The organism is Rhodanobacter glycinis (genome assembly GCF_900114325.1).
Taxonomy (GTDB): domain Bacteria; phylum Pseudomonadota; class Gammaproteobacteria; order Xanthomonadales; family Rhodanobacteraceae; genus Rhodanobacter_A; species Rhodanobacter_A glycinis.
Genome location: NZ_FOSR01000005.1, coordinates 123252 through 142502, shown reverse-complemented (window position 1 = coordinate 142502; position 19251 = coordinate 123252). Strand labels below are relative to the sequence as shown.

Below are 19251 nucleotides of genomic sequence, written 5' to 3'. Positions count from 1 at the left end.
ATGTGGCGGCAGCACAGCCACCTCATCCTGACCGGGTATTGTATAGCGAGTCAGGAGGACGAACGAGCATGGCCATAGTAGTGGGGTTCCTTGCTGTAATGATGCTGGCCGTCGGCGCTCCGAAAGCCGCCCCGGCCACCGCGGCGCAGGTGCTGCCGACAGTCTACGAGGCGGGACATTTCTATGTGGTGCCGGAGACCCGCGACGGCCAGCGGCTGAAGCTGGTGGTCGATACCGGTGGCGGTGGCGGCGGCGGCATGTACTGGATCAACAAGGCTGCGGCGAACCGGCTGCACCTGCCTGTCACCGACTGTGCGCGAGATGGCGACCACATGGCAGTGGCGCCGCTGCCCGACTATCGCGCCGGCCACGCACTGCCGCCACCGCACGATGGCGTCTGCGGCGCCGTGGTGTTGGTGCAGGACATCCCTCCCGACGAAATTTCCGGCGACGGCCAGCTCGGGGCCGGCTACCTGCCCGGCCGCACGTGGACCTTCGATTACCCTGCCCGCCGCCTTACCCTTGAAGGCCGTGGCTGGCGTCCTGATCATGCTGCGCACGTGACACCGCTCGGCTTTCCGCACGACGCCAAGGGCCGACAGGCCTCGGGTTTCGCCCGCATCGTCATCCGGGTCGACGGGCGACCACTGGACATGCTGCTGGACACCGGCGCCACCGCACATCCCACCACCGCAGGTGAGAAGGCCAGCGGCACGCCGGTGACTGCACAGGGCTACGGCGTCACCAGTTACATCACCACCAGCATGCTGGAGCGCTGGCACAAGGCGCACCCGGACTGGCCCGTGGTTGAAAATGGCGACAACCTACGTCCCGCGCGCCCGTCGCGATTGATCGAGGTACCGAGGGTCGACATCGCCGGGTGGTCGGTGGGTCCGGTCTGGTTCACCGAGCAGCCCGATGCCGCCTACCACAAATACATGGCGCAATGGATGGACAAGCCCACGGAGGGCACTGTCGGCGGCAACGTGTTCAGGTATTTCTCGATGACGCTGGACTACCCACACGAGAAGGCGTATTTCCGCTGCGTGCGCGGCTGCAAGGCCGTCGCTACACCGCCACCGGCGCCTTGATCGCGGGGTACGGGTCGTAGCCTTCGATGGCGATGTCCTCGTAACGGAAATCTTCCAACGCGCGCACGTCCGGGTTCAGCACCAGCCGCGGCAACGGTCGCGGCTCGCGCGTCAGTTGCAGTCGCGCCTGCTCGACGTGGTTGTTGTACAGGTGCGCATCGCCCAGCGTGTGCACGAAATCGCCCACGCCAAGTCCGCACACCTGCGCCACCATGTGGGTGAGCAGCGCATAGCTGGCGATGTTGAACGGCACGCCGAGGAAAATGTCGCCGGATCGCTGGTAGAGCTGGCAGCTCAATTTTCCATCAGCGACGTAGAACTGGAACATCGTGTGGCACGGCATCAGCGCCATCTTCGGCAATTCGCCCACGTTCCAGGCGCTGACGATCAGGCGGCGCGAATCGGGGTTGCTACGGATCTCGTCGACCACCCAGCGGATCTGGTCCACCGCGCCGCCATCGGCGGTCGGCCAGCTGCGCCACTGCTTGCCGTAGACCGGCCCGAGGTCGCCGTTCGCGTCGGCCCATTCGTCCCAGATGCTGACGCCGTGTTCCTTCAGATACGCGATGTTGGTATCGCCACGCAGGAACCAGATCAGCTCGTGCACGATCGACTTCAGGTGCAGCTTCTTGGTGGTGACCAGCGGGAAGCCATCGTTGAGGTCGAAACGCATCTGCCAGCCGAACACGCTCTTCGTGCCAGTGCCGGTGCGATCGGATTTTTCGGTGCCGTGGTCGAGGACGTGGCGTAACAGGTCGAGATAGGCGCGCATGGGCCAAGGATAGCCGATAGGCACATGACAACGGTCACTCGCGGCGTGCCGGGCACCGTCCTAGACTCGGGCTTTTCCAGGCACGGGACACACGTCATGGCGCAGTGGTACTTCAGTTACGGCAAGAACAGCGATCGCATCGGCCCGCTCGACGACGCGGCCGCCCGCGCGCAGGCGCAGCGCCAGCCCGGCGGCTACTGCTGGCGCGAGGGCTTCGCCGAATGGATCCCGATTCGCGATGCTTCCGAGCTGTCCGCCGCGGGCACGAACCTTGGTGCGACGCTGGCGCCACCACCGATGCCGACCGGCGCAGGCGGCAGTGCCGACGAGATCGATTACCGTATCGTCGGCCACGACATGCAGTTCGTCGAGATCGAGTTGGACCCGGGCGAGAGCGCGGTCGCCGAGGCCGGCGCGCTGATGTACAAGGAATCGGCCATCCAGATGGACACCGTGTTCGGCGACGGTTCCAGCAGCAGCGGCCAAAGCGGCAGCGGCCTGATGGACAAGCTGCTTTCTGCCGGCAAGCGCGTGATCACCGGCGAAAGCCTGTTCACCACGGTGTTCACCCACACCGGCAGCGGCAAGGCCAAGGTGGCCTTCGCCGCGCCCTACCCCGGCACGGTGATGGCGATGAAGCTGTCCGACCACGGTGGCCGGCTGATCTGCCAGAAGGATTCGTTCCTGGCCGGCGCGCGCGGCGTGCGGCTGGGCATCTTCTTCCAGCGCAAGATCCTCACCGGCCTGTTCGGCGGCGAGGGCTTCATCATGCAGAAGCTGGAAGGCGACGGCTGGGTGTTCGTGCACGCCGGCGGCACCATGGTGGAGCGCGAACTGGCGCCCGGCGAACGACTGGATGTCGACACCGGTTGCGTGGTGGCCTTCCACGACACGGTCAGCATGGACGTGCGCCCGGTCGGCGGCATCAAGAGCATGCTGTTTGGCGGCGAAGGTGTGTTCCTCGCCACGCTCAGCGGACCGGGCAAGGTCTGGTTGCAATCGCTGCCGTTCTCGCGCCTGGCCGGACGCATGCTGGCCGCCGCGCCGCAAGGCGGCGATCAGCGCCGCGGTGAGGGCTCGATACTCGGTGGTCTCGGCGACCTGATCGGCGGCGACCGCAACTTCTAGCCTCGCCCCGACCCTCTCCCCAAAGGGGAGAGGACGCAAAGCATCACCCGCCAACCTTCGCCAACGGCAAGGTCGGCGCCCGCCGCGACATCCACAACAGCACCAGTCCCACCGCGATCAGCGGCAGCGACTGCATCTGTCCCATCGTCACCCAGTGCGTGCCGTACAGGTAGCCGAGTTGCGGATCGGGCACGCGCACGAACTCCACCGCGAAGCGGAACACGCCGTACATCAGGGCGAACAGGCCGGAGATCAGGTAACGCGGCCTGGGCTTCATCGACACCAGCCACAGCACCGCGAACATCGCCACGCCCTCCAGCGCCAGCTCGTACAGCTCGGACGGATGCCGCGGCAGGCCGCCGTAGCGCTGCATCAGCGACGACCAGGCCGGATGCGCCGCAACGTATTGCAGATCTTCACCACGAGCCTCCGGGAAAATCATCGCCCACGGCACCGTGCCGGGCTTGCCCCAGAGTTCGCCGTTGATGAAGTTGCCCAGCCGTCCGAGGCCCAGGCCGATCGGTACCAGTGGCGCCACGAAATCCATCGTGTCGAAGAAATGCAGCTTCTGCTTGTGCGACCACCACAGCGCGGCCACCAGCACGCCAAGCAGGCCGCCGTGGAAACTCATGCCACCATCCCATACCTTGAACAGCGCCAGCGGCGTGGTCCAGATCCAGTGCAGGCCGCCGGCGTAATAGAACAGCATGTACCAGATGCGACCCCCGATGATCACGCCCATCATGCCGTAGAAGAACAGGTCGCTCAGTGCATCCCGGGTGACCGGCAGGCGGCCGCGCCGGCGCCGGTATTCGCCCAGCACGATCGCGCAGAGGAAGCCCAGCAGGTACATCAACCCGTACCAATGCACCTGCACCGGCCCGAGGTGGAAAGCCACCGGATTCAAGTGAACGACGTAAGGCTGCGACATGGGCCATCCGGACGAGGCAAAGACCGCAGTTTAGCCGCAGCGGCCTACCTGCGGCGGCACAAGCGACCATAAGCCTCAGGCTTGGTTACACTGGAGCCGGGTTGGCCGCATTCGGCTGGGGAGTCGATTGCCACGGAATGGCCATGCCCCAACCACATCAGGGGAAATCGATGTCCACCTTCGCAATGCGAGCCATGCTGGCCGCGGGTTGCCTGCTGCTGTTCACCACGACCGTCGCGGCCACGCCGCAGCTCATTCCCGTAGAAACTTTCGCCCGCCACGCCAGCGTGCTGATGCCGCGGCTGTCGCCCGATGGAAAGTACGTGGCCTTGCGCATGGATGACGGCGACGAACACGCACTCGTCGTCTATCAGATCAGCGACATGAGCCATCCGGTGAGCATGCTGCGCATGCCCAAGTTCCAGCTGCCCGTCGACATCGCCTGGGTCGGATCGACTCGATTGATCGTGGTCAAGGGGCGCGAATTCGGCTCGATCGGCAAACCGGAAAGCACCGGCGAAATCCTCGCCACGGATGTCGACGGCAAGCACCAGGACTACCTGTTCGGTTACAAGGGCGGCTACGGCAGTCGCGCCGACACACGCAATGGCGACCACGGCTGGGGCTCGATCGACGGCCTGCCCGAGCCTGCCAACAATCATTTCTACATGGGTGCCCAGCTCTGGAACAGCGACAACCACAGCTGGCTGTACGACGTCGATGCGGTGAAGAACACCCGGCATCTGATCGGGGATATCGGCGTGAACGGGCTGGATTTCACCGTGGGCCCCGACGGCAAGGCCCACTTCGCCTACGGCACCAACAACGACTTCGATTACGTGGTCTACCACCGCCAACCCGACGGCTGGGCGCCCTATGCCGGGAAGCTACCCGGGCACAGCCTTGCCCCGATCCGCTTTGCGCCCGACCACCAGCACATCTACGCCTATGACAGCGATCACGGGGCCCCGGCCGACCTGATCGAACAAGACGAAAATGGCGGCGATCGCAAGGTACTGGCCAAGGCCGGTTTCGGCAGCATCGGCGACCTGCAATGGACGGCGCCGCCGTTGCAGCCCTTCGCTGCCATCAGCGATACCGGCACGCCGCAAGTCACCTACATCCAGCCAAACCTGCCCGCCGCCAAGTTGTATCGGGCGCTGAGCCTGAAGTTTCCCGGCGAGTTCGTCGACTTCATCAACTTCAGCGAAGACGGCAAAGAGCTGCTGTTTTCAGTCAGCAGCGATCGCGATCCCGGCACGTATTACCTGATCGACACGCAGCACTACAAGGTCCTCAAGCTGTTTTCCGTGGCGCCATGGATCAACCCTGCGCAGATGGCCGAACGCGTACCGATGCACTTCAAGGCCAATGACGGCCTCGAACTGGAAGCCATCCTCACCGTTCCCAACCATGTCCCCATGAACAACCTGCCGATGGTGCTGCTGCCCCACGGTGGTCCCCACGGCATCAGCGACACCTGGTTTTTCGACGAGGATGCGCAGTTCCTCGCCAGCCGCGGCTATCTGGTATTGCAGGTGAACTACCGTGGCTCCGGCGGCCGTGGCTACGCCTTCAAGGAAGCCGGCTACCTGAAGTGGGGCACGCGCATCCAGCAGGACCTGATCGACGGCGTGAAGTGGGCGGAGGCGCAGCACTATGCCGACCCCAAGCGGGTGTGCGTCTACGGCGCCAGTTTCGGCGGCTACTCGGCGATGATGTCGGTGATCCGCGCGCCGGGCCTGTTCAAGTGCGCGGTGGGTTACGCCGGCATCTACGACCTGGCGATGATGTACAAGAAGGGCGACATTCGCGAGCGCGCCGCAGGTCGGAGTTACCTGCGCACGGTGATTGGCAGGAATGATGCCGATCTCGATGCCAACTCGCCCGACAAGCTGGCCGACCGCATCGACGTACCCGTGCTGCTGGTGCACGGCAAGGACGACCAGCGCGCCCCGTTTGCCCAGGCCAAGGCCATGCGCGATGCACTGGAAGCCGCCCACAAGTCCTTCGAATGGCTGGTCAAGCCCGGCGAGGGCCACGGCTTCTACAGCGAAAAAGACAACGTGGATTTCCTCAACCACCTGCAGGCCTTCCTCGCCAAGTACATCGGCCCGGGCGCGGAGCCCGCCAACTGAGCCTGTTCTCACGCAGGAAATTCCCGGCCAGCCGCATGATGTCGCGGCTGGCCCTTGCCCTCGCAACCCGCACCCGGTGGCGCTGAGCACGTAACAAAAGTTCCGGACCGCACGTATGTGCGTTCGGTCTCGGTTGCTTTTCGGCATCACTTTGCCTTAACGTCGGGATTACATCGTCTTTCCCCCAAGCTCGACGATGCCATGTACGCATGTTCCTTTCCCCAAGGGCTGCGTGCCACTCAAAAGACGTGTCCTGATACCCGGCCCAACGGCTGGCTCGGGCCATTTTTGTTCGGAGTTTCCATAACAATGAAGCAGAAGACTTTGCTGGCTACCGCCATCACGGCGGCGCTCATGCTGCAAGCGTGGGCGGTTTCGGCGCAGGATGCGTCCCCGGCGCCAGCCCAGACCACCGACAGCAGCGCCCCCAGCGCCGCCAAGGCCAAGAAGCTCGAGACAATCACCGTCACCGGTTCGCGCATTCGCAGCGTGGACGTCGAAACGGCACAGCCCATCGTCTCGATGAGCCGCAAGCAGATCGAAGCCACCGGCCTGACCAACGTCAGCGACGTGCTGCAGCGCATCGTGTCGGCCAACACGCCGGACATCACCCCGGAAGACACGCTGTCCTCGGGCTCGTCCGTCGGCGGCACCTACACCAGCCTGCGCAACCTCGGTTCGCAGCGCACCCTGGTGCTGGTCAACGGCCGTCGCTGGAGCACCGACATCAACGGCCTGACCGATCTGTCGACGATCCCGACCTCGATCATCGAGCGCATCGAGATCCTGAAGGACGGCGCCTCCTCGATCTACGGTTCGGACGCCATCGGCGGCGTGGTCAACATCATCACGCGCGACCATTACAACGGCGCCGAAGCCAACGTCTACTACGGCCAGAACCAGAAGGGCGACGGCCAGCAGCAGGCCTACGACATCACGTTCGGCACCAGCACCGACAAGTCGAACACCGTCTTCACCGCCAGCTACCGCAACGAAGACGCCATCTGGGACAGCAAGCGCGAGCTGACTCGTACCGGTTACGGCCCGCGTCACCCGGAAGACGGTTTCTACACCGGCCCGTGGGGTCGTGTGGTTGATCCGACCGACAGCTCCAAGAGCTATGTCATCAACCATGGCGCCACCGACTCGTCGAACCTCGCGAACTACCACCTGTACGATCCGAACAGCAACGCGGACAAGTACAACACCAATCAGGACATGACGTATCGCGCGCCCTCGCGCCTGAAGAACCTGTTCGCGCAGGAACGCTACAACCTGACCGACAACATCACGTTGCATGCCACGGGCAGCTACAGCGAGCGCACCTCGTCCTCGCAGCTGGCCGGCTATCCGTTCCAGACGAACGGCAACCAGATCGTGAAGATCTCCGGCCAGAACGCCTACAACCCGTTCCCGGGCCAGGACGTGTCATTCTTCCGCCGCACGGTGGAAATGCCGCGTATCACCAACAGCACCGCCAAGCTGTCGCACTTCGACGTCGGCGCGGAAGGCTTCTTCGGCCTCGGCGACCAGGAGTGGAGCTGGGACGCGAACTACAGCTACTCCAAGGCTGACATCAACCAGCGCACCACCGGCAACATCAACCTGGTGAACGCCGCCAAGGCACTCGGCCCGACCGCCATGGTCGACGGCCAAGTGGTCTGCGCCAACGCCGACGATCGCGCCGCTGGCTGCCTGCCGTGGAACATCCTGGCTGGCCCTGGTGGCACCTCGCAGGCGGTGATGAACTACGTCAATACCGTGGAGCAGGCTTCGGCCCAGAACACCACGCGTGACTTCACCGCCAACGTCAGCGGCGGTCTGTTCGACCTGCCGGCCGGCACCGTGAACCTGGCCGTGGGCGTCGAGCACCGCCGCCTGGCCGGCTCGTTCACGCCGGACCAGTTCGCCTCCTCCGGTTACTCCACCGACCTGGCCAGCGCACCGACCGTCGGCAAGTACACCACCAACGAGGCCTACGCCGAGCTCGACGTGCCGCTGCTGCAGGGCCTGCCGGGTGCGCAGGAGCTGGCCGTCAACATCGCCAGCCGCTACTCGCACTACAGCAACTTCGGCAGCACCACCAACAACAAGTACAGCTTCCGCTGGAAGCCGATCAACGACCTGCTGGTCCGCGGCACCTATGCCGAGGGCTTCCGCGCGCCGACCCTGAGCGACTTGTACGGTGGCACCGGCCAGAGCTTCGAAACCTTCCTCGATCCGTGTGACAGCGCCTACGGTGCGGCATCGACCAACCCGTCGGTGGCTCAGGCTTGCTCGGCTGCAGGCGTGCCGGCCAACTACCGCCAGGTCGACGCCTCCGGCAAGCAGATCGCCAACAACCAGGGTGGCCAGACCCCGACGCCGTTCCTGTCGGGCTCCAACGCCGAGCTGAAGCCGGAAACCTCCACCACCCGCACGCTGGGCCTGGTGTACAGCCCGCACTTCGTGCAGGGCCTGGACTTCTCGCTGGACTACTACAACATCCGGATCAAGAACACGATCCAGTCGGTGCTGGCGTCGGACATCCTGAACTACTGCTACATCCAGAATGATCCGAGCTTCTGCGGTCGCTTCACCCGCAACAGCAGCGGTGTCATCACCAACCTGAACGAGAGCCTGGCCAACCTCGGCGAGCTCAAGACCGAAGGTTACGATTTCTCCGCGCATTACCGTCTGCCGCAGATGACCGCCGGCCAGTTCGTGGTGTCGTTGGACAGCACCTACCTGTCCAAGTACGACATCACCAACGGCCCGGGCCAGCCCACCGAAGGTCAGGCCGGCATGGTCGCCGGTACCAACGGCCTGTTCCGCATTCGCGCGAACGCGTCGCTGGACTGGAGCTACGGCAACTTCGGCGCCACCTGGACCGTGCGTTACTACTCGGGCCTGCGTGACAACTGCTGGGATGTCGGCGTGGAGTGCAACGAGCCGAACTACACCAACCCGTGGATCGGCACCACCGGCGCCAGCAGCAAGGGCGCCGTGGCGTTCAACGACGCACAGTTCCGTTACAAGCTGCCGTGGAACGCGTCGTTCAGCGTTGGCGTGAACAACATCTTCAACAAGAAGGGGCCGTTCTACTACGCCGTAACCAACGCTGGTCAGGGCGAAGGTCCGTACCTGCCGTCGTTCGACATCGACCGTTACTTCTACGTGTCGTACAACCAGAAGTTCTAAGCTCTCCGGAGCCGGACTTTCCGGAAAGGCGGGCCCGCAAGGGCTCGCCTTTTTTGTGGCTGGGTCCCGGTGCCTGCCGACATCGTGTCACCCGGAGCACGGAAAACCGCGCACGCCCATCGGCCACCCCCGGCCTCTTCGTGAAATCCGAAGGTGGACCCGCAAGACCTGAAGCCGTACGAGCGTGAGCCACTGGTCTCGCCCGGGATGACAGTAAAGAATCACCTGCAAGATCCAGCCGCGGGGGAAATCCGCACTGCCCGCACGGCGGCCACAAAAAACCCCGCGAAGGCGGGGTTTTTGATTGGTATCCGGATGGAATCACACATCCTGGAACCGAAATTTGGCGCCCGAAGTTGGACTCGAACCAACGACCCCCTGATTAACAGTCAAGTGCTCTAACCAGCTGAGCTATTCGGGCGGGGTGAGCTGCGTAGTTTGCGCAACGTGCCGCGAACTGTCAAGACGTTCGCGGCACATCCGCTACCGGTTCGCAGCTCGGCAAGCGTTACTGGGCCTCAACCGGCCCGGACCCGATAACACGGCTCGTAGGCCGTGCCACCCGGCAGCTTCATCCGGTGTTGCACCACGAAAGCCTGCAGCAGCGCGTCCAGCGCCTGCATGATGTCCTTGTCGCCGTCGATGTCGAACGGGCCACCTTCGCGGATGGCGCGTACGCCCTCGTCCTTCACGTTACCCGCCACGATGCCCGAGAAGGCGCGGCGCAGGTCAGCGGCCAGCTCGTGCCGCGGACGACCATGCCGGATGCTCAACTCGCGCATCGCCGAATGGGTCGGCCGGAACGGCTGCTGGAAGGCCAGCGGGATATTCAACGCCCAGTTGAAGAAGAACGCATCCTTGTTGTCCAGCCGGTGGTTGCGCACCTTGTCGATGCCACGCACCATCGCGCGCGCCACCATCGCCGGGTCGTCCACCACGATCTGGTAGTGCTGCGCCACCTCGTCGCCCAGGGTCAGGCGCAGGAAGCGGTCGATCTGCTCGAAGTACGCGGCCGACTGCTTCGGACCGGTGAAGATCAGCGGGAACGGGATGCCGGCATTGTCCGGATGCAGCAGGATGCCGAGCAGGTAAAGAATCTCCTCGGCCGTACCCACGCCGCCGGGGAACACGATGATGCCGTGGCCCATGCGTACGAAGGCCTCCAGGCGCTTCTCGATGTCCGGCATGATCACCAGCTGGTTGACGATCGGATTCGGCGACTCGGCCGCGATGATGCCCGGCTCGGTGATGCCGATATAGCGGTTGTTGCGCCGGCGCTGCTTGGCGTGCGCAATCGTCGCGCCCTTCATCGGCCCCTTCATCGCACCCGGGCCGCAGCCCGTGCAAATGTCCATGCCGCGCAGGCCAAGCTGGTAACCCACCGCCTTGGTGTAGTCGTACTCCTCGCGCGAGATGGAGTGACCGCCCCAGCACACCACCAGGTTCGGGTCGACGTGCGGCCTGAGCGTGCGCGCGTTGCGCAGGATCTCGAACACTGCGTGGGTGATGCCCACCGAATCGTCGAGATCGAAACCGCCCTGCTCCAGCTGCGTGGACACATAGACGATGTCGCGCATCACCGCCATCAGCAGCTCGTTGATGCCACGGATGATCTGCCCGTCCACGAACGCCTGCGCCGGAGCGTGGGTCAGCTCGATCTTGATGCCGCGGTCCTGCTGCAGTACCTGGATGTCGAAATCGGGGAACAGCTCGAACATCGAGCCCGGGTCATCGCTGATGTTGCCCGAGGTGAGCACGGCCAGTGCGCAACGCCGCAACAGTCCATGCAGGCCCGAGCCACTGACGTCGCGCAGGCGCGCGACTTCATTGCGGGAAAGGATGTCCAGGCCACCGGCGGGGGAAATGCGTGCGCTCACGGTAGCTGCCTTGCCGGCCTGGCCGACACTCGAATCATTCATCTAAACACTCTCCATGCCACTTTCCGGCGGGCACCCGCCCGCCTGGATGCGACAGTCCTCTAGCATCCTGCCTCGCACGTGACGGGGTCAAGACAACAAAAAACCGGCGCCCTCGCAGGCGCCGGTTCCAGTACTTGCTGCAATAACGATCAGAACTTGTAACGCAAGGTCAGCTGCACCGACCAACGCTGGATCAGGTCGCCCGTGCCATACGAGTCGTCGTAGATCGGCAACGTTTCCGGCGCGTAGTTGCCCTTGCCGTCCGTATAGCTTGAGCCGCTGATGTCGTAGATGTACTTGCCGGTGGCCGGGTCGACACCATAGAAATCAGCCAGGTTGCGAACGCCCGGGAAATCGGCGCGCTTCTCGATACCCCAATGCTTGTTCAGCAGGTTGCCGACATTGTAGATATCGAGACGAACCACGCCCTTGTTGCCCTTGAACAGACCCGGGATTTCCTGCGAGATCGACATGTCGATCTGGTTGATCCACGGCGCCTTGGTACCGTTGCGTTGGGCGATCTGACCCTGGTGCTTGCGCAGGTAATCGTTGTTCTTGATGTAGGCGTAGAACTGGTCGATCTCGGCCTGGCTGGTGCCTGACTTGAATTCCACATCGCCCTGGCGCGGGATGTACGCCAGATCGTTGTAGAAGCTGTCGCCATTGGCATCGTTGCCGAAGGCCCAGCTGTACGGGCTGCCGCTGTGGCCATCGTAGAACGCGCCGATGGTGGTGTAGTAGTTGCCGAAGAAGGCGTGACGCCACGACACCGAGGCGATCGCACGCAGCGGGGTGTTGTAGTTGGAGATGCTGGGCTTGTTCTCGTTCGAGTTGGTGACGTAGACGCCCTTGTAGCTCGACATCGCCACGCTGGACAGGCCCGGATTCACGTCCGTGGCGCGACTCCAGGTGAAGCCGACCGAGGCCGACCAGTTGTCCTGGAACGGCTTTTTCAAGGCCAGGGTCAGGTTGTTCGATTCGCCGCGGCTGGTGTTGGCCAGATTGATGATGGCACTGCTGAACGCCTTGTTGGCGTTGGCCCGGTTCGACTGACCCTTCGCGCGCGGATCGGCATCCGGCAACTGGTAGTAGGTCACTCGGCCGTCAGGCAGCACGCCGGTCGGAGCGCCCAGGTTCAGGTCCTGATACCAGATCGCGTCGCGTGCTTTCAGGTGCTCGAACTCGGCTGTGGCGACCAGGCCCCACCACGGCAACTCGGCGTCGTAGCCCAGGCTGAATTTCCAGGCCGACGGCAGATGGAAGTTCGGATCCACCGTGTTGACGGTCTGCTGACTGCTGCCGGTCACACCGTCGTACTGGTGATACGGATCTGCGCTGAACTTCGGCAGGTCGACGTTGCACGGCGCATTCGACTTGCTCTGGCCGCAGCTGAAACCCGTAACCGTCCGACCCGAGTTGGTGTAGATGTTGCCCAGCCACACCGTCGGCGGCTCGGTGATGAACAGGCCGAAACCGCCACGCAGCTGCATCATGCGTTCGGTGTTGAAGGCATAGTTGAACGACATGCGTGGCTGCACCACGCGCTTGCCGCTGACCGTGTACTGGTTGGTATTCAGCACTTCGCCCGTGGGCGTGGTGAAGCCGGCCCCGGCGAAATCCGAGTTGTACATCGGCTTGTCGCTGGTCTGCGGAATGTCAACGCGGAAGCCGTACTGCAACGACAGGCGATCGGTGACCTGCCAGGTGTCCTGCAGGAACAGTCCCCACTGCTTGAGCGTGAAGGATGCCGCCGTCTGGTTGAGGCTGAGGCCATCGGCCGGACGGTTGTAGTAATACGAGTAGTAGTCGCCGTTGATGAAGTCGTCCAACGAATCGAACGTGTACGAACCCATGTAATCCTGCAGGAACAGGTTGTACTTCTTGTCGCGCGAATAGTCGAAACCGCCCTTCACGGTGTGGTCGCCCAGGAACAGGATGCCTTCCCAGGACGCGTACAGCGACTTGGTGTCGATCTGGTTGGCCTGATACGAATAATTGGTACCGAACTCCACCGACGGGCTGTTGTAAGCCGTGGTGTGGACGGTGATATCCGGCATGTAACCGCCGCTGTACGGGCCGCTGTCCTTCTTGTAGTGCGCGTACGAAAGGGTGGCGTTCGACGAGAACACATCGTTCCAGTCGTCATAGAAATGCAGCGCGTAGCTCTGGTTGTCCACCACCGAGGTGTGCCAGTTGCTCGACAGCACGAGCTTGTTGTACGCGCCACCACTCGGGAACGGCTGGCTTTCTTTGGTACGGCTCCAGGTGAAGCTGGCACGATGGTTGTTGGTGATGTTCCAGTCCAGCTTGCCCAGATAGCGCTTGTCTTCCAGATCCGAATTGCCGCCGGTGTAGTTGCCGATATCGGTCAGGCCGTATTTCGCGGCCGCATTGCGCACGGCCTGCACGTCGGCCGAGGTCAGGCCATTGATCGGGTTGGTGGCCGACACATCCTCCGGACCATAGGCGCTAGTGCCCTTGCCGATCTGCTTGCTCTTCTCGAACGAGGCGAAGAAGAACAGCTTGTCCTTGATGATCGGGCCGCCGAGCGTGGCGCCGGCCGTCCAGGTGCGATCGAAGCCGGCGTACTTTTCCTTCTTGCCGTCGACTTCGTCGCCGATCATGTCGTTGTTCTGGAACACGTAGTACGTGGAACCGTGGAACTGGTTGGTACCGCTCTTGGTCACCGCGTTGATGTTCGCGCCCAGGCCGCGGCGGTTGTCCACGTCGTAATTGGCCACCGAGATGTTGTACTCGGCGATGGTGTCCTGCGAAATCGGCGTGCCGGTGGTGGCCAAACCGTTGGAATTCAGGCCGAACGGGTCGTTGGCGCTCACCGAATCGACGGTGATGTTGTTGTAGCGGAAGTTCTGGCCCAGCGCAGTGATCTTGCCTTCCGCGCGATCACTGATGACCACGCGCGGGTCGAGGCGGGCGATATCCTGGATGCTGCGTCCCGGGGTCGGGGTGGTTTCCAGCTCACGCTGCGAAACATTGGTACCCACGCCCTTGTTGTCCGGCGTGAAGATCTGGTTCAGCACCGTGGCACTCACGGTCACCGCGCCGAGGTTCTGGGCGTTGGCCGCGGCACTGGTCAGCTGCAGGTTGACCGCCGAGACGTTGCCCAACTGCAAGTACACCTTGCCCTGCTCGGCCTGGGTGAAACCGGACTTGGTCGCGGTGATATCGAACGGGCCACCCACGCGCAAACCCTGCGCGGTGTAGCGGCCATCCGCACCCGTGGTGACCACGCGCGTGGTGCCCGAAGGTTCGTGCACGATCGTCACGGTGGCGCCAGACACCGGCTGGCCGGCGTTGTCGAGGATGCGGCCGGTCACGGCGGACGAGGTGACGTTCTGCGCCACGACCGGCGCGGCCACCAGCAGCGAAGCAATGGCAAACGGCAGAAGCTTGGCTCGGATTCGGCTATTCATTATTTTGGGCCCTAATGGATTCGCAACGAAAGTTCTTGCAGAAGAAACCAGACAACGCGCCGCCCGGCTGATGGCCAGGCAGGGTGCACGTGGTAAATCCCCAGTACGTTGTAGGTAGTTCGTGGTGTGACGCAGCGACGGGGCCACCCCGCCTGCCAAATCAATTGTTAAGCGAACTTTAACGTCATTGTATGACAGTTTTCTAACAAGTTCACGCTTTCCGTGCGCTATCGCACGAAAACGATGTCATCCACCGCAATTTCCAGCGTGACGGCGGTAATCCGCGAAAACACCTCTCAAACCGCCAGGTGCAGATACGCCGCGATGCCGCCCAGGAACATCTGCACTGACAGGGCGATCAGCAGCATGCCCATCACGCGTTCCAGCGCGGTCAGCACGCTTTCGCCCAGCCAGCGGAACAGGTAGGTGGAGCACAGCAGGATCACGGCGGTGGCCAGCCACGCGCCGATCAAGGCGATCGCCCAATCGGCGGTGCGTCCCGGCTGGCTGTTGGTGAGCAGCAGCAATGCGGCCATCGCCGACGGGCCGGCCACGCCGGGAATCGCCATCGGCACGATGAAGGGCTCGCCCTCGCCGGTCTTGCCGAAAATGCCGCCGCCATCGGCCGGCGGAAACACCATGCGGATGCCGATCAGGAACAGCACGATGCCGCCGGCGATGCTGATCGAATCCGTCTTCAGTTGCAGCAGGCCAAGGATATGCTGCCCACCGATCAGGAACACCAGCAGCACACCCAGCGCGATCAGCAACTCGCGCACCATGACCTTGCGCCGGCGCTTCGGCGGCACGTCCTTGAGCAGGCTGAGGAACAGCGGAATGTTGCCCAGCGGATCCATGATCAGGAACAGCAGGATCGCCGCCGACAGCGTGGTCATCTGCGCTTCCATCTCAATCCCCTGTGCGTGTGCCGTGTCGTTCGGTGATGCGAAAAAACGTGGAATGTCCGGCGCTCATGCGGAGCGCAGGTCGAGCATGTGGCCTCGCGCCACCACCGCCTGCTCGCCCAGCAGCCATACCGCCGCCTCGGCGGTGGCATCCGGCGTGGGCTGCTGCATGGTGTCCTCGCCGAAATAGGCCAGGCGCCGCAGTGTCGTTCGCATCGGCGCGGGCAGCAGCGCGTGGACGCGCAACGTGCCCTCGTCGTGTTCCTCGTGCAGGATCGCCACGAAGCGCTCGAGTGCCGCCTTCGACACGCCGTAGGCGCCCCAATGCGCACGACTTACCAGTTCGGGATCATCCAGCACGAAGACCACGGCACTGTCCGGCGCGGCGGAGAGCAGCGGCAGGCAGGCCTGGGTCAGGGCGAACGGCGCCGACACATTCACGTGCAGGGCGCGCAGCCACGCGTCCGGTTTGTACATGGCAATCGGTGTCAGTCCGACGAAGCTCGTCGCGCAATGCACGATGCCGTCGAGGCGGCCGAGATCGCGCTGCAACCCCTCGGCCAGCGCCTCGTAGTCACGCGGCGTGGCCGACTCCATGTCCAGCGGATGGATCACCGGCTCGGGCAGCCCTTCGGCCACCATCGCGTCGTAAAGCTGTTCAAGCTGGCGCTTGCGCTTGCCGGTAATGACCACCGTGGCCCCGGCTCGCGCAGCGGCGCGGGCCACCGCACTGCCAAGACCGCCGTAGGCACCGGTGACCAGCACCACGCGGCCGGCCAGCGTATCGGCAGCAGGCGCCCATGCAGCAGGCAACCGCGATACGGGCAAGCTCATGCCTGGTCCGCCTGATTGGCCTGCCTGACCTCGCACGCCATGCGCGCCAGTTCGCCGGACGCCTTCAGGTCCTCGACGATGTCGCAGCCGCCAATCAGCTCACCCTGGATGAACAACTGCGGAAAGGTCGGCCAGTTGGCGTAATGCGGCAGCGCAGCACGCACTTCCGGATCGGCCAGCACGTTCACCGCGTGGAACTGCGCACCGGCCTCTTCCAGTGCGCGGACGGCACGACTGGAAAACCCGCACATCGGAAATTGCGGCGTGCCTTTCATGAAAAGCACGACGGGATGCCCGGCCAGTACCGCCTTGATTCGCTCGTTAACGTCCATAGCTAGGGATTTCATCATTACAATGCACGGAGAACGCTAGTGTATCAGTCGCACACCGGCCGCCACCGGCGCGTCGGCGCGACCTCCCTCCCTCAGCCAACGCCCAGGAGTCTCAAATCATGGCGATCGAACTTCCCGCCCTGCCCTTCGAAAAGAATGCCCTCGAGCCGCACATCTCCGCCGAAACGCTGGAGTACCACTACGGCAAGCACCATCAGGCGTACGTGACCAACCTCAACAAGCAGATCGAGGGCACGGGATTCGAGAACGCCTCGCTCGAAGACATCATCAAGAAGTCTTCCGGCGGCATGTTCAACAACGCCGCGCAAACCTGGAACCACACCTTCTACTGGAACTCGATGAAGCCCAACGGTGGCGGTGCGCCCAGCGGCAAGCTGGCCGACGCGATCAGCAAGGCGTTCGGCTCGTTCGAGAAATTCAAGGAAGAGTTCAGCAAGTCCGCCGCCGGCAACTTCGGCTCGGGCTGGACCTGGCTGGTGCAGCGCCCGGACGGCGCACTCGGCATCGTCAACACGTCCAACGCGGCCACGCCGATCACCGGCAGCGACAAGCCGCTGCTGACCTGCGACGTGTGGGAACACGCTTATTACATCGACTACCGCAACGCCCGTCCGAAGTACCTGGAAGCGTTCTGGAACCTGGTGAATTGGGACTTCGCGGCGAAGAACCTCGCCTGATCCCGCAAGTCACCCAAAAAAAAGCGGCGCCCATGGCGCCGTTTTTTTGTTCGCAAAACCCGGCCCGCCCTGTCTTGTGGGCGCAACCGCAGGAGCCCGCTGGCGGGCGATGCTCTCCCGGCTCCTGGCCAAGAGCATCGCCCGCCAGCGGGCTCCTGCCGTGGATCACGCCGACGTGCCGCCCAGCGCGCGAAGACCTGGCTCTGCCTGCTCCTCTCGTCCCAGTGCCTGTGCGATGTCCCGCAAGCGTATCGCCAGCGTGGCGGCGTCGGGGGCGCAGACGGTGGCGTGGCCGACCTTGCGCCCGGGGCGCGGTTGCTTGCCGTAGTCATGCCAGTGACCGTCGACGGCGCGGAGTACCGGCGCCATGTCCGGCAATTCGCCAATCCAGTTGAACATGGCCGAGCAGCCGCGCACGCCGGTGTCGCCCAGCGGCATGCCCAGCACCGCGCGCACATGATTCTCGAACTGGCTGGTGTGTGCGCCCTCGATCGACCAGTGGCCCGAGTTGTGTACGCGCGGCGCCATCTCGTTGCCGAGCAGCTCGCCATCCTTCACGAACAGCTCCAGCGCGAACACGCCCACGTAATCGAGCTGCTCGGCCAGCGTGCGTGCCAGGGCGGCGGCACGTATCTGCAGGTCGTCGATATCCGGTGCCGGCGCCAGGCTCAGCGAAAGCACGCCATCGGTATGCCAGTTGCCGGTCAACGGCCAGGTGCGGAACTCGCCGTCGCGGCCGCGCACGGCCAGCACCGACAACTCGCGCTGGAACGGCACGAAGGCTTCCAGGATCAACCCGTGCGTCGCCGCCGATGCCCCCAGGGCAGCCCAAGCGGCGTCGGCGTCGGCCAGCGTCTTCAGGCGAAACTGCCCCTTGCCGTCGTAGCCGAACCGACGGGTCTTGAGCACCGCCGGCGCGCCGATTTCGGCCAGCGCGCGGTCGAGACCGGCACGGTCGTCCACCGGCATGAAGGCCGGCGTGGCGATGCCGCATTCGCGGAACATCGTTTTCTCGGTCAGCCGGTCCTGTGCCACGGCCAGCGCATCGGGATTGGGATACACCGCCACCTTGCCGGCCAGCCGGCGCGCAGCTTCAGCCGGCACGTTCTCGAAGTCGAAGGTTACGACGTCGACCTGCGCGGCAAAGGCATCCAGCGCGGCCTGATCGTTCCAGTCGGCCTGGATGAGTGGCGCCACCTGACCCGCACAGGCGTCGGCGACGTTGTCCACCACCTGCGTTTTCACGCCCAGCGGCGCGGCGGCCAACGCCAGCATGCGCGCCAGCTGGCCACCACCGAGAATTCCAAGCACGGGTTGGCGATAGCTGCTCATGCGCGCGGGTCCGGCTGGTCGAGCACGGCCTGCGTCTGCTTGGCGCGGAAGGCATCCAGCGCGGCGGCCAGTTGCGGATCATGCAGCGCCAGCACCGCGGCGGCGAGCAGGCCGGCATTCACCGCGCCGGCCCGGCCGATGGCCAGCGTACCCACCGGAATGCCGGCCGGCATTTGCGCAATCGACAGCAGCGAATCCATGCCATTGAGCGCCTTCGACTGTACCGGCACGCCAAACACCGGCAGCCGCGTCTTGGCCGCCAGCATGCCAGGCAAGTGGGCGGCGCCACCGGCGCCGGCGATGATGACTTCGATGCCGCGCGCAGGCGCTTCCTCGGCGTAACGGAACAGCAGGTCCGGGGTACGGTGCGCCGATACCACACGCACTTCGTGCGGCACGCCCAGCTCGGTCAGCACTTCGACCGCGTGCGTCATGGTTTCCCAATCCGAACGCGAGCCCATCACCACGCCGACCTTCGGCGCTGCAGCAGTTCCTGTCATGGTCCGGCCGTCCAAAAGGGGTTATTGTACGGGCTTTCACGTAGTGCAACGAAACCC

The 19251-nt window shown here is 64.0% G+C and carries 14 protein-coding genes and 1 tRNA gene; 5 read left to right on the top strand and 10 right to left on the bottom strand.

The features are described from left to right. Nucleotides 1–68: 68 nt before the first annotated feature. Entirely contained in the window at nt 69–1091 is a 1023-nt protein-coding gene (locus BMY90_RS07505) for a hypothetical protein (RefSeq protein ID WP_092702921.1), read from the top strand. On the opposite strand, the gene BMY90_RS07500 is transcribed toward BMY90_RS07505, so the two are convergent. Then, nucleotides 1069–1863 carry a thymidylate synthase gene (locus tag BMY90_RS07500; protein WP_092702919.1) on the bottom strand — a complete coding sequence of 265 codons (795 nt, stop codon included), beginning with the start codon at nt 1861–1863 and terminating at the stop codon, nt 1069–1071. The genes BMY90_RS07505 and BMY90_RS07500 overlap by 23 nt on opposite strands. A gap of 96 nt (nt 1864–1959) precedes the next feature. On the opposite strand from BMY90_RS07500, the gene BMY90_RS07495 reads away from it, so the two are divergent. After that, on the top strand, nt 1960–2991 hold the full coding sequence (locus tag BMY90_RS07495; RefSeq protein WP_092702917.1) for a TIGR00266 family protein: 1032 nt from the start codon (nt 1960–1962) through the stop codon (nt 2989–2991). Between the two features lie 43 nt (nt 2992–3034). Here the strand turns inward: BMY90_RS07495 and lgt are convergent, their stop codons facing one another. Next, nucleotides 3035–3922, bottom strand: a complete 888-nt coding sequence (lgt, locus tag BMY90_RS07490) for a prolipoprotein diacylglyceryl transferase (RefSeq protein ID WP_092702915.1) — start codon at nt 3920–3922, stop codon at nt 3035–3037. Between the two features lie 170 nt (nt 3923–4092). Between lgt and BMY90_RS07485 the strand changes: the two genes are divergently transcribed. Further along, nucleotides 4093–6060 carry an alpha/beta hydrolase family protein gene (locus tag BMY90_RS07485; protein ID WP_245734977.1) on the top strand — a complete coding sequence of 656 codons (1968 nt, stop codon included), beginning with the start codon at nt 4093–4095 and terminating at the stop codon, nt 6058–6060. 309 nt (nt 6061–6369) lie between these two features. Beyond that, nucleotides 6370–9240: a TonB-dependent receptor plug domain-containing protein gene (locus BMY90_RS07480; protein WP_092702913.1), complete on the top strand. Its 2871-nt coding sequence runs from the start codon at nt 6370–6372 to the stop codon at nt 9238–9240. 344 nt (nt 9241–9584) lie between these two features. On the opposite strand, the gene BMY90_RS07475 is transcribed toward BMY90_RS07480, so the two are convergent. From BMY90_RS07475 to grxD, 6 genes are all read right to left on the bottom strand, one after another. After that, nucleotides 9585–9661: transfer RNA gene (locus BMY90_RS07475), tRNA-Asn, on the bottom strand. 97 nt (nt 9662–9758) lie between these two features. Continuing rightward, a complete protein-coding gene (ppnN, locus tag BMY90_RS07470; RefSeq protein ID WP_092702911.1) occupies nt 9759–11159 on the bottom strand; it encodes a nucleotide 5'-monophosphate nucleosidase PpnN in 1401 nt (466 codons plus the stop codon). Between the two features lie 149 nt (nt 11160–11308). Then, nucleotides 11309–14593, bottom strand: a complete 3285-nt coding sequence (locus BMY90_RS07465; RefSeq protein WP_092702909.1) for a TonB-dependent receptor — start codon at nt 14591–14593, stop codon at nt 11309–11311. A gap of 296 nt (nt 14594–14889) precedes the next feature. Continuing rightward, nucleotides 14890–15489, bottom strand: a complete 600-nt coding sequence (locus tag BMY90_RS07460) for a YhgN family NAAT transporter (RefSeq protein WP_008212932.1) — start codon at nt 15487–15489, stop codon at nt 14890–14892. A gap of 75 nt (nt 15490–15564) precedes the next feature. Further along, nucleotides 15565–16332, bottom strand: coding sequence for an SDR family NAD(P)-dependent oxidoreductase (locus BMY90_RS07455; RefSeq protein WP_008212935.1), 768 nt, complete (start codon nt 16330–16332; stop codon nt 15565–15567). Next, entirely contained in the window at nt 16329–16664 is a 336-nt protein-coding gene (grxD, locus tag BMY90_RS07450) for a Grx4 family monothiol glutaredoxin (protein WP_092702907.1), read from the bottom strand. The genes BMY90_RS07455 and grxD overlap by 4 nt, the downstream gene beginning before the upstream one ends. 119 nt (nt 16665–16783) lie before the next feature. Here grxD and BMY90_RS07445 point away from each other — a divergent pair, with 119 nt between their 5' ends. Continuing rightward, on the top strand, nt 16784–17362 hold the full coding sequence (locus tag BMY90_RS07445) for a superoxide dismutase (RefSeq protein WP_092702905.1): 579 nt from the start codon (nt 16784–16786) through the stop codon (nt 17360–17362). A 165-nt stretch (nt 17363–17527) separates the two neighbouring features. Here BMY90_RS07445 and BMY90_RS07440 read toward each other — a convergent pair whose 3' ends face one another. Both BMY90_RS07440 and purE read right to left on the bottom strand, forming a co-directional pair. Then, nucleotides 17528–18694: a 5-(carboxyamino)imidazole ribonucleotide synthase gene (locus tag BMY90_RS07440; protein ID WP_092702903.1), complete on the bottom strand. Its 1167-nt coding sequence runs from the start codon at nt 18692–18694 to the stop codon at nt 17528–17530. Further along, on the bottom strand, nt 18691–19194 hold the full coding sequence (gene purE, locus BMY90_RS07435; protein WP_037100480.1) for a 5-(carboxyamino)imidazole ribonucleotide mutase: 504 nt from the start codon (nt 19192–19194) through the stop codon (nt 18691–18693). The genes BMY90_RS07440 and purE overlap by 4 nt, the downstream gene beginning before the upstream one ends. Nucleotides 19195–19251 lie beyond the last annotated feature (57 nt).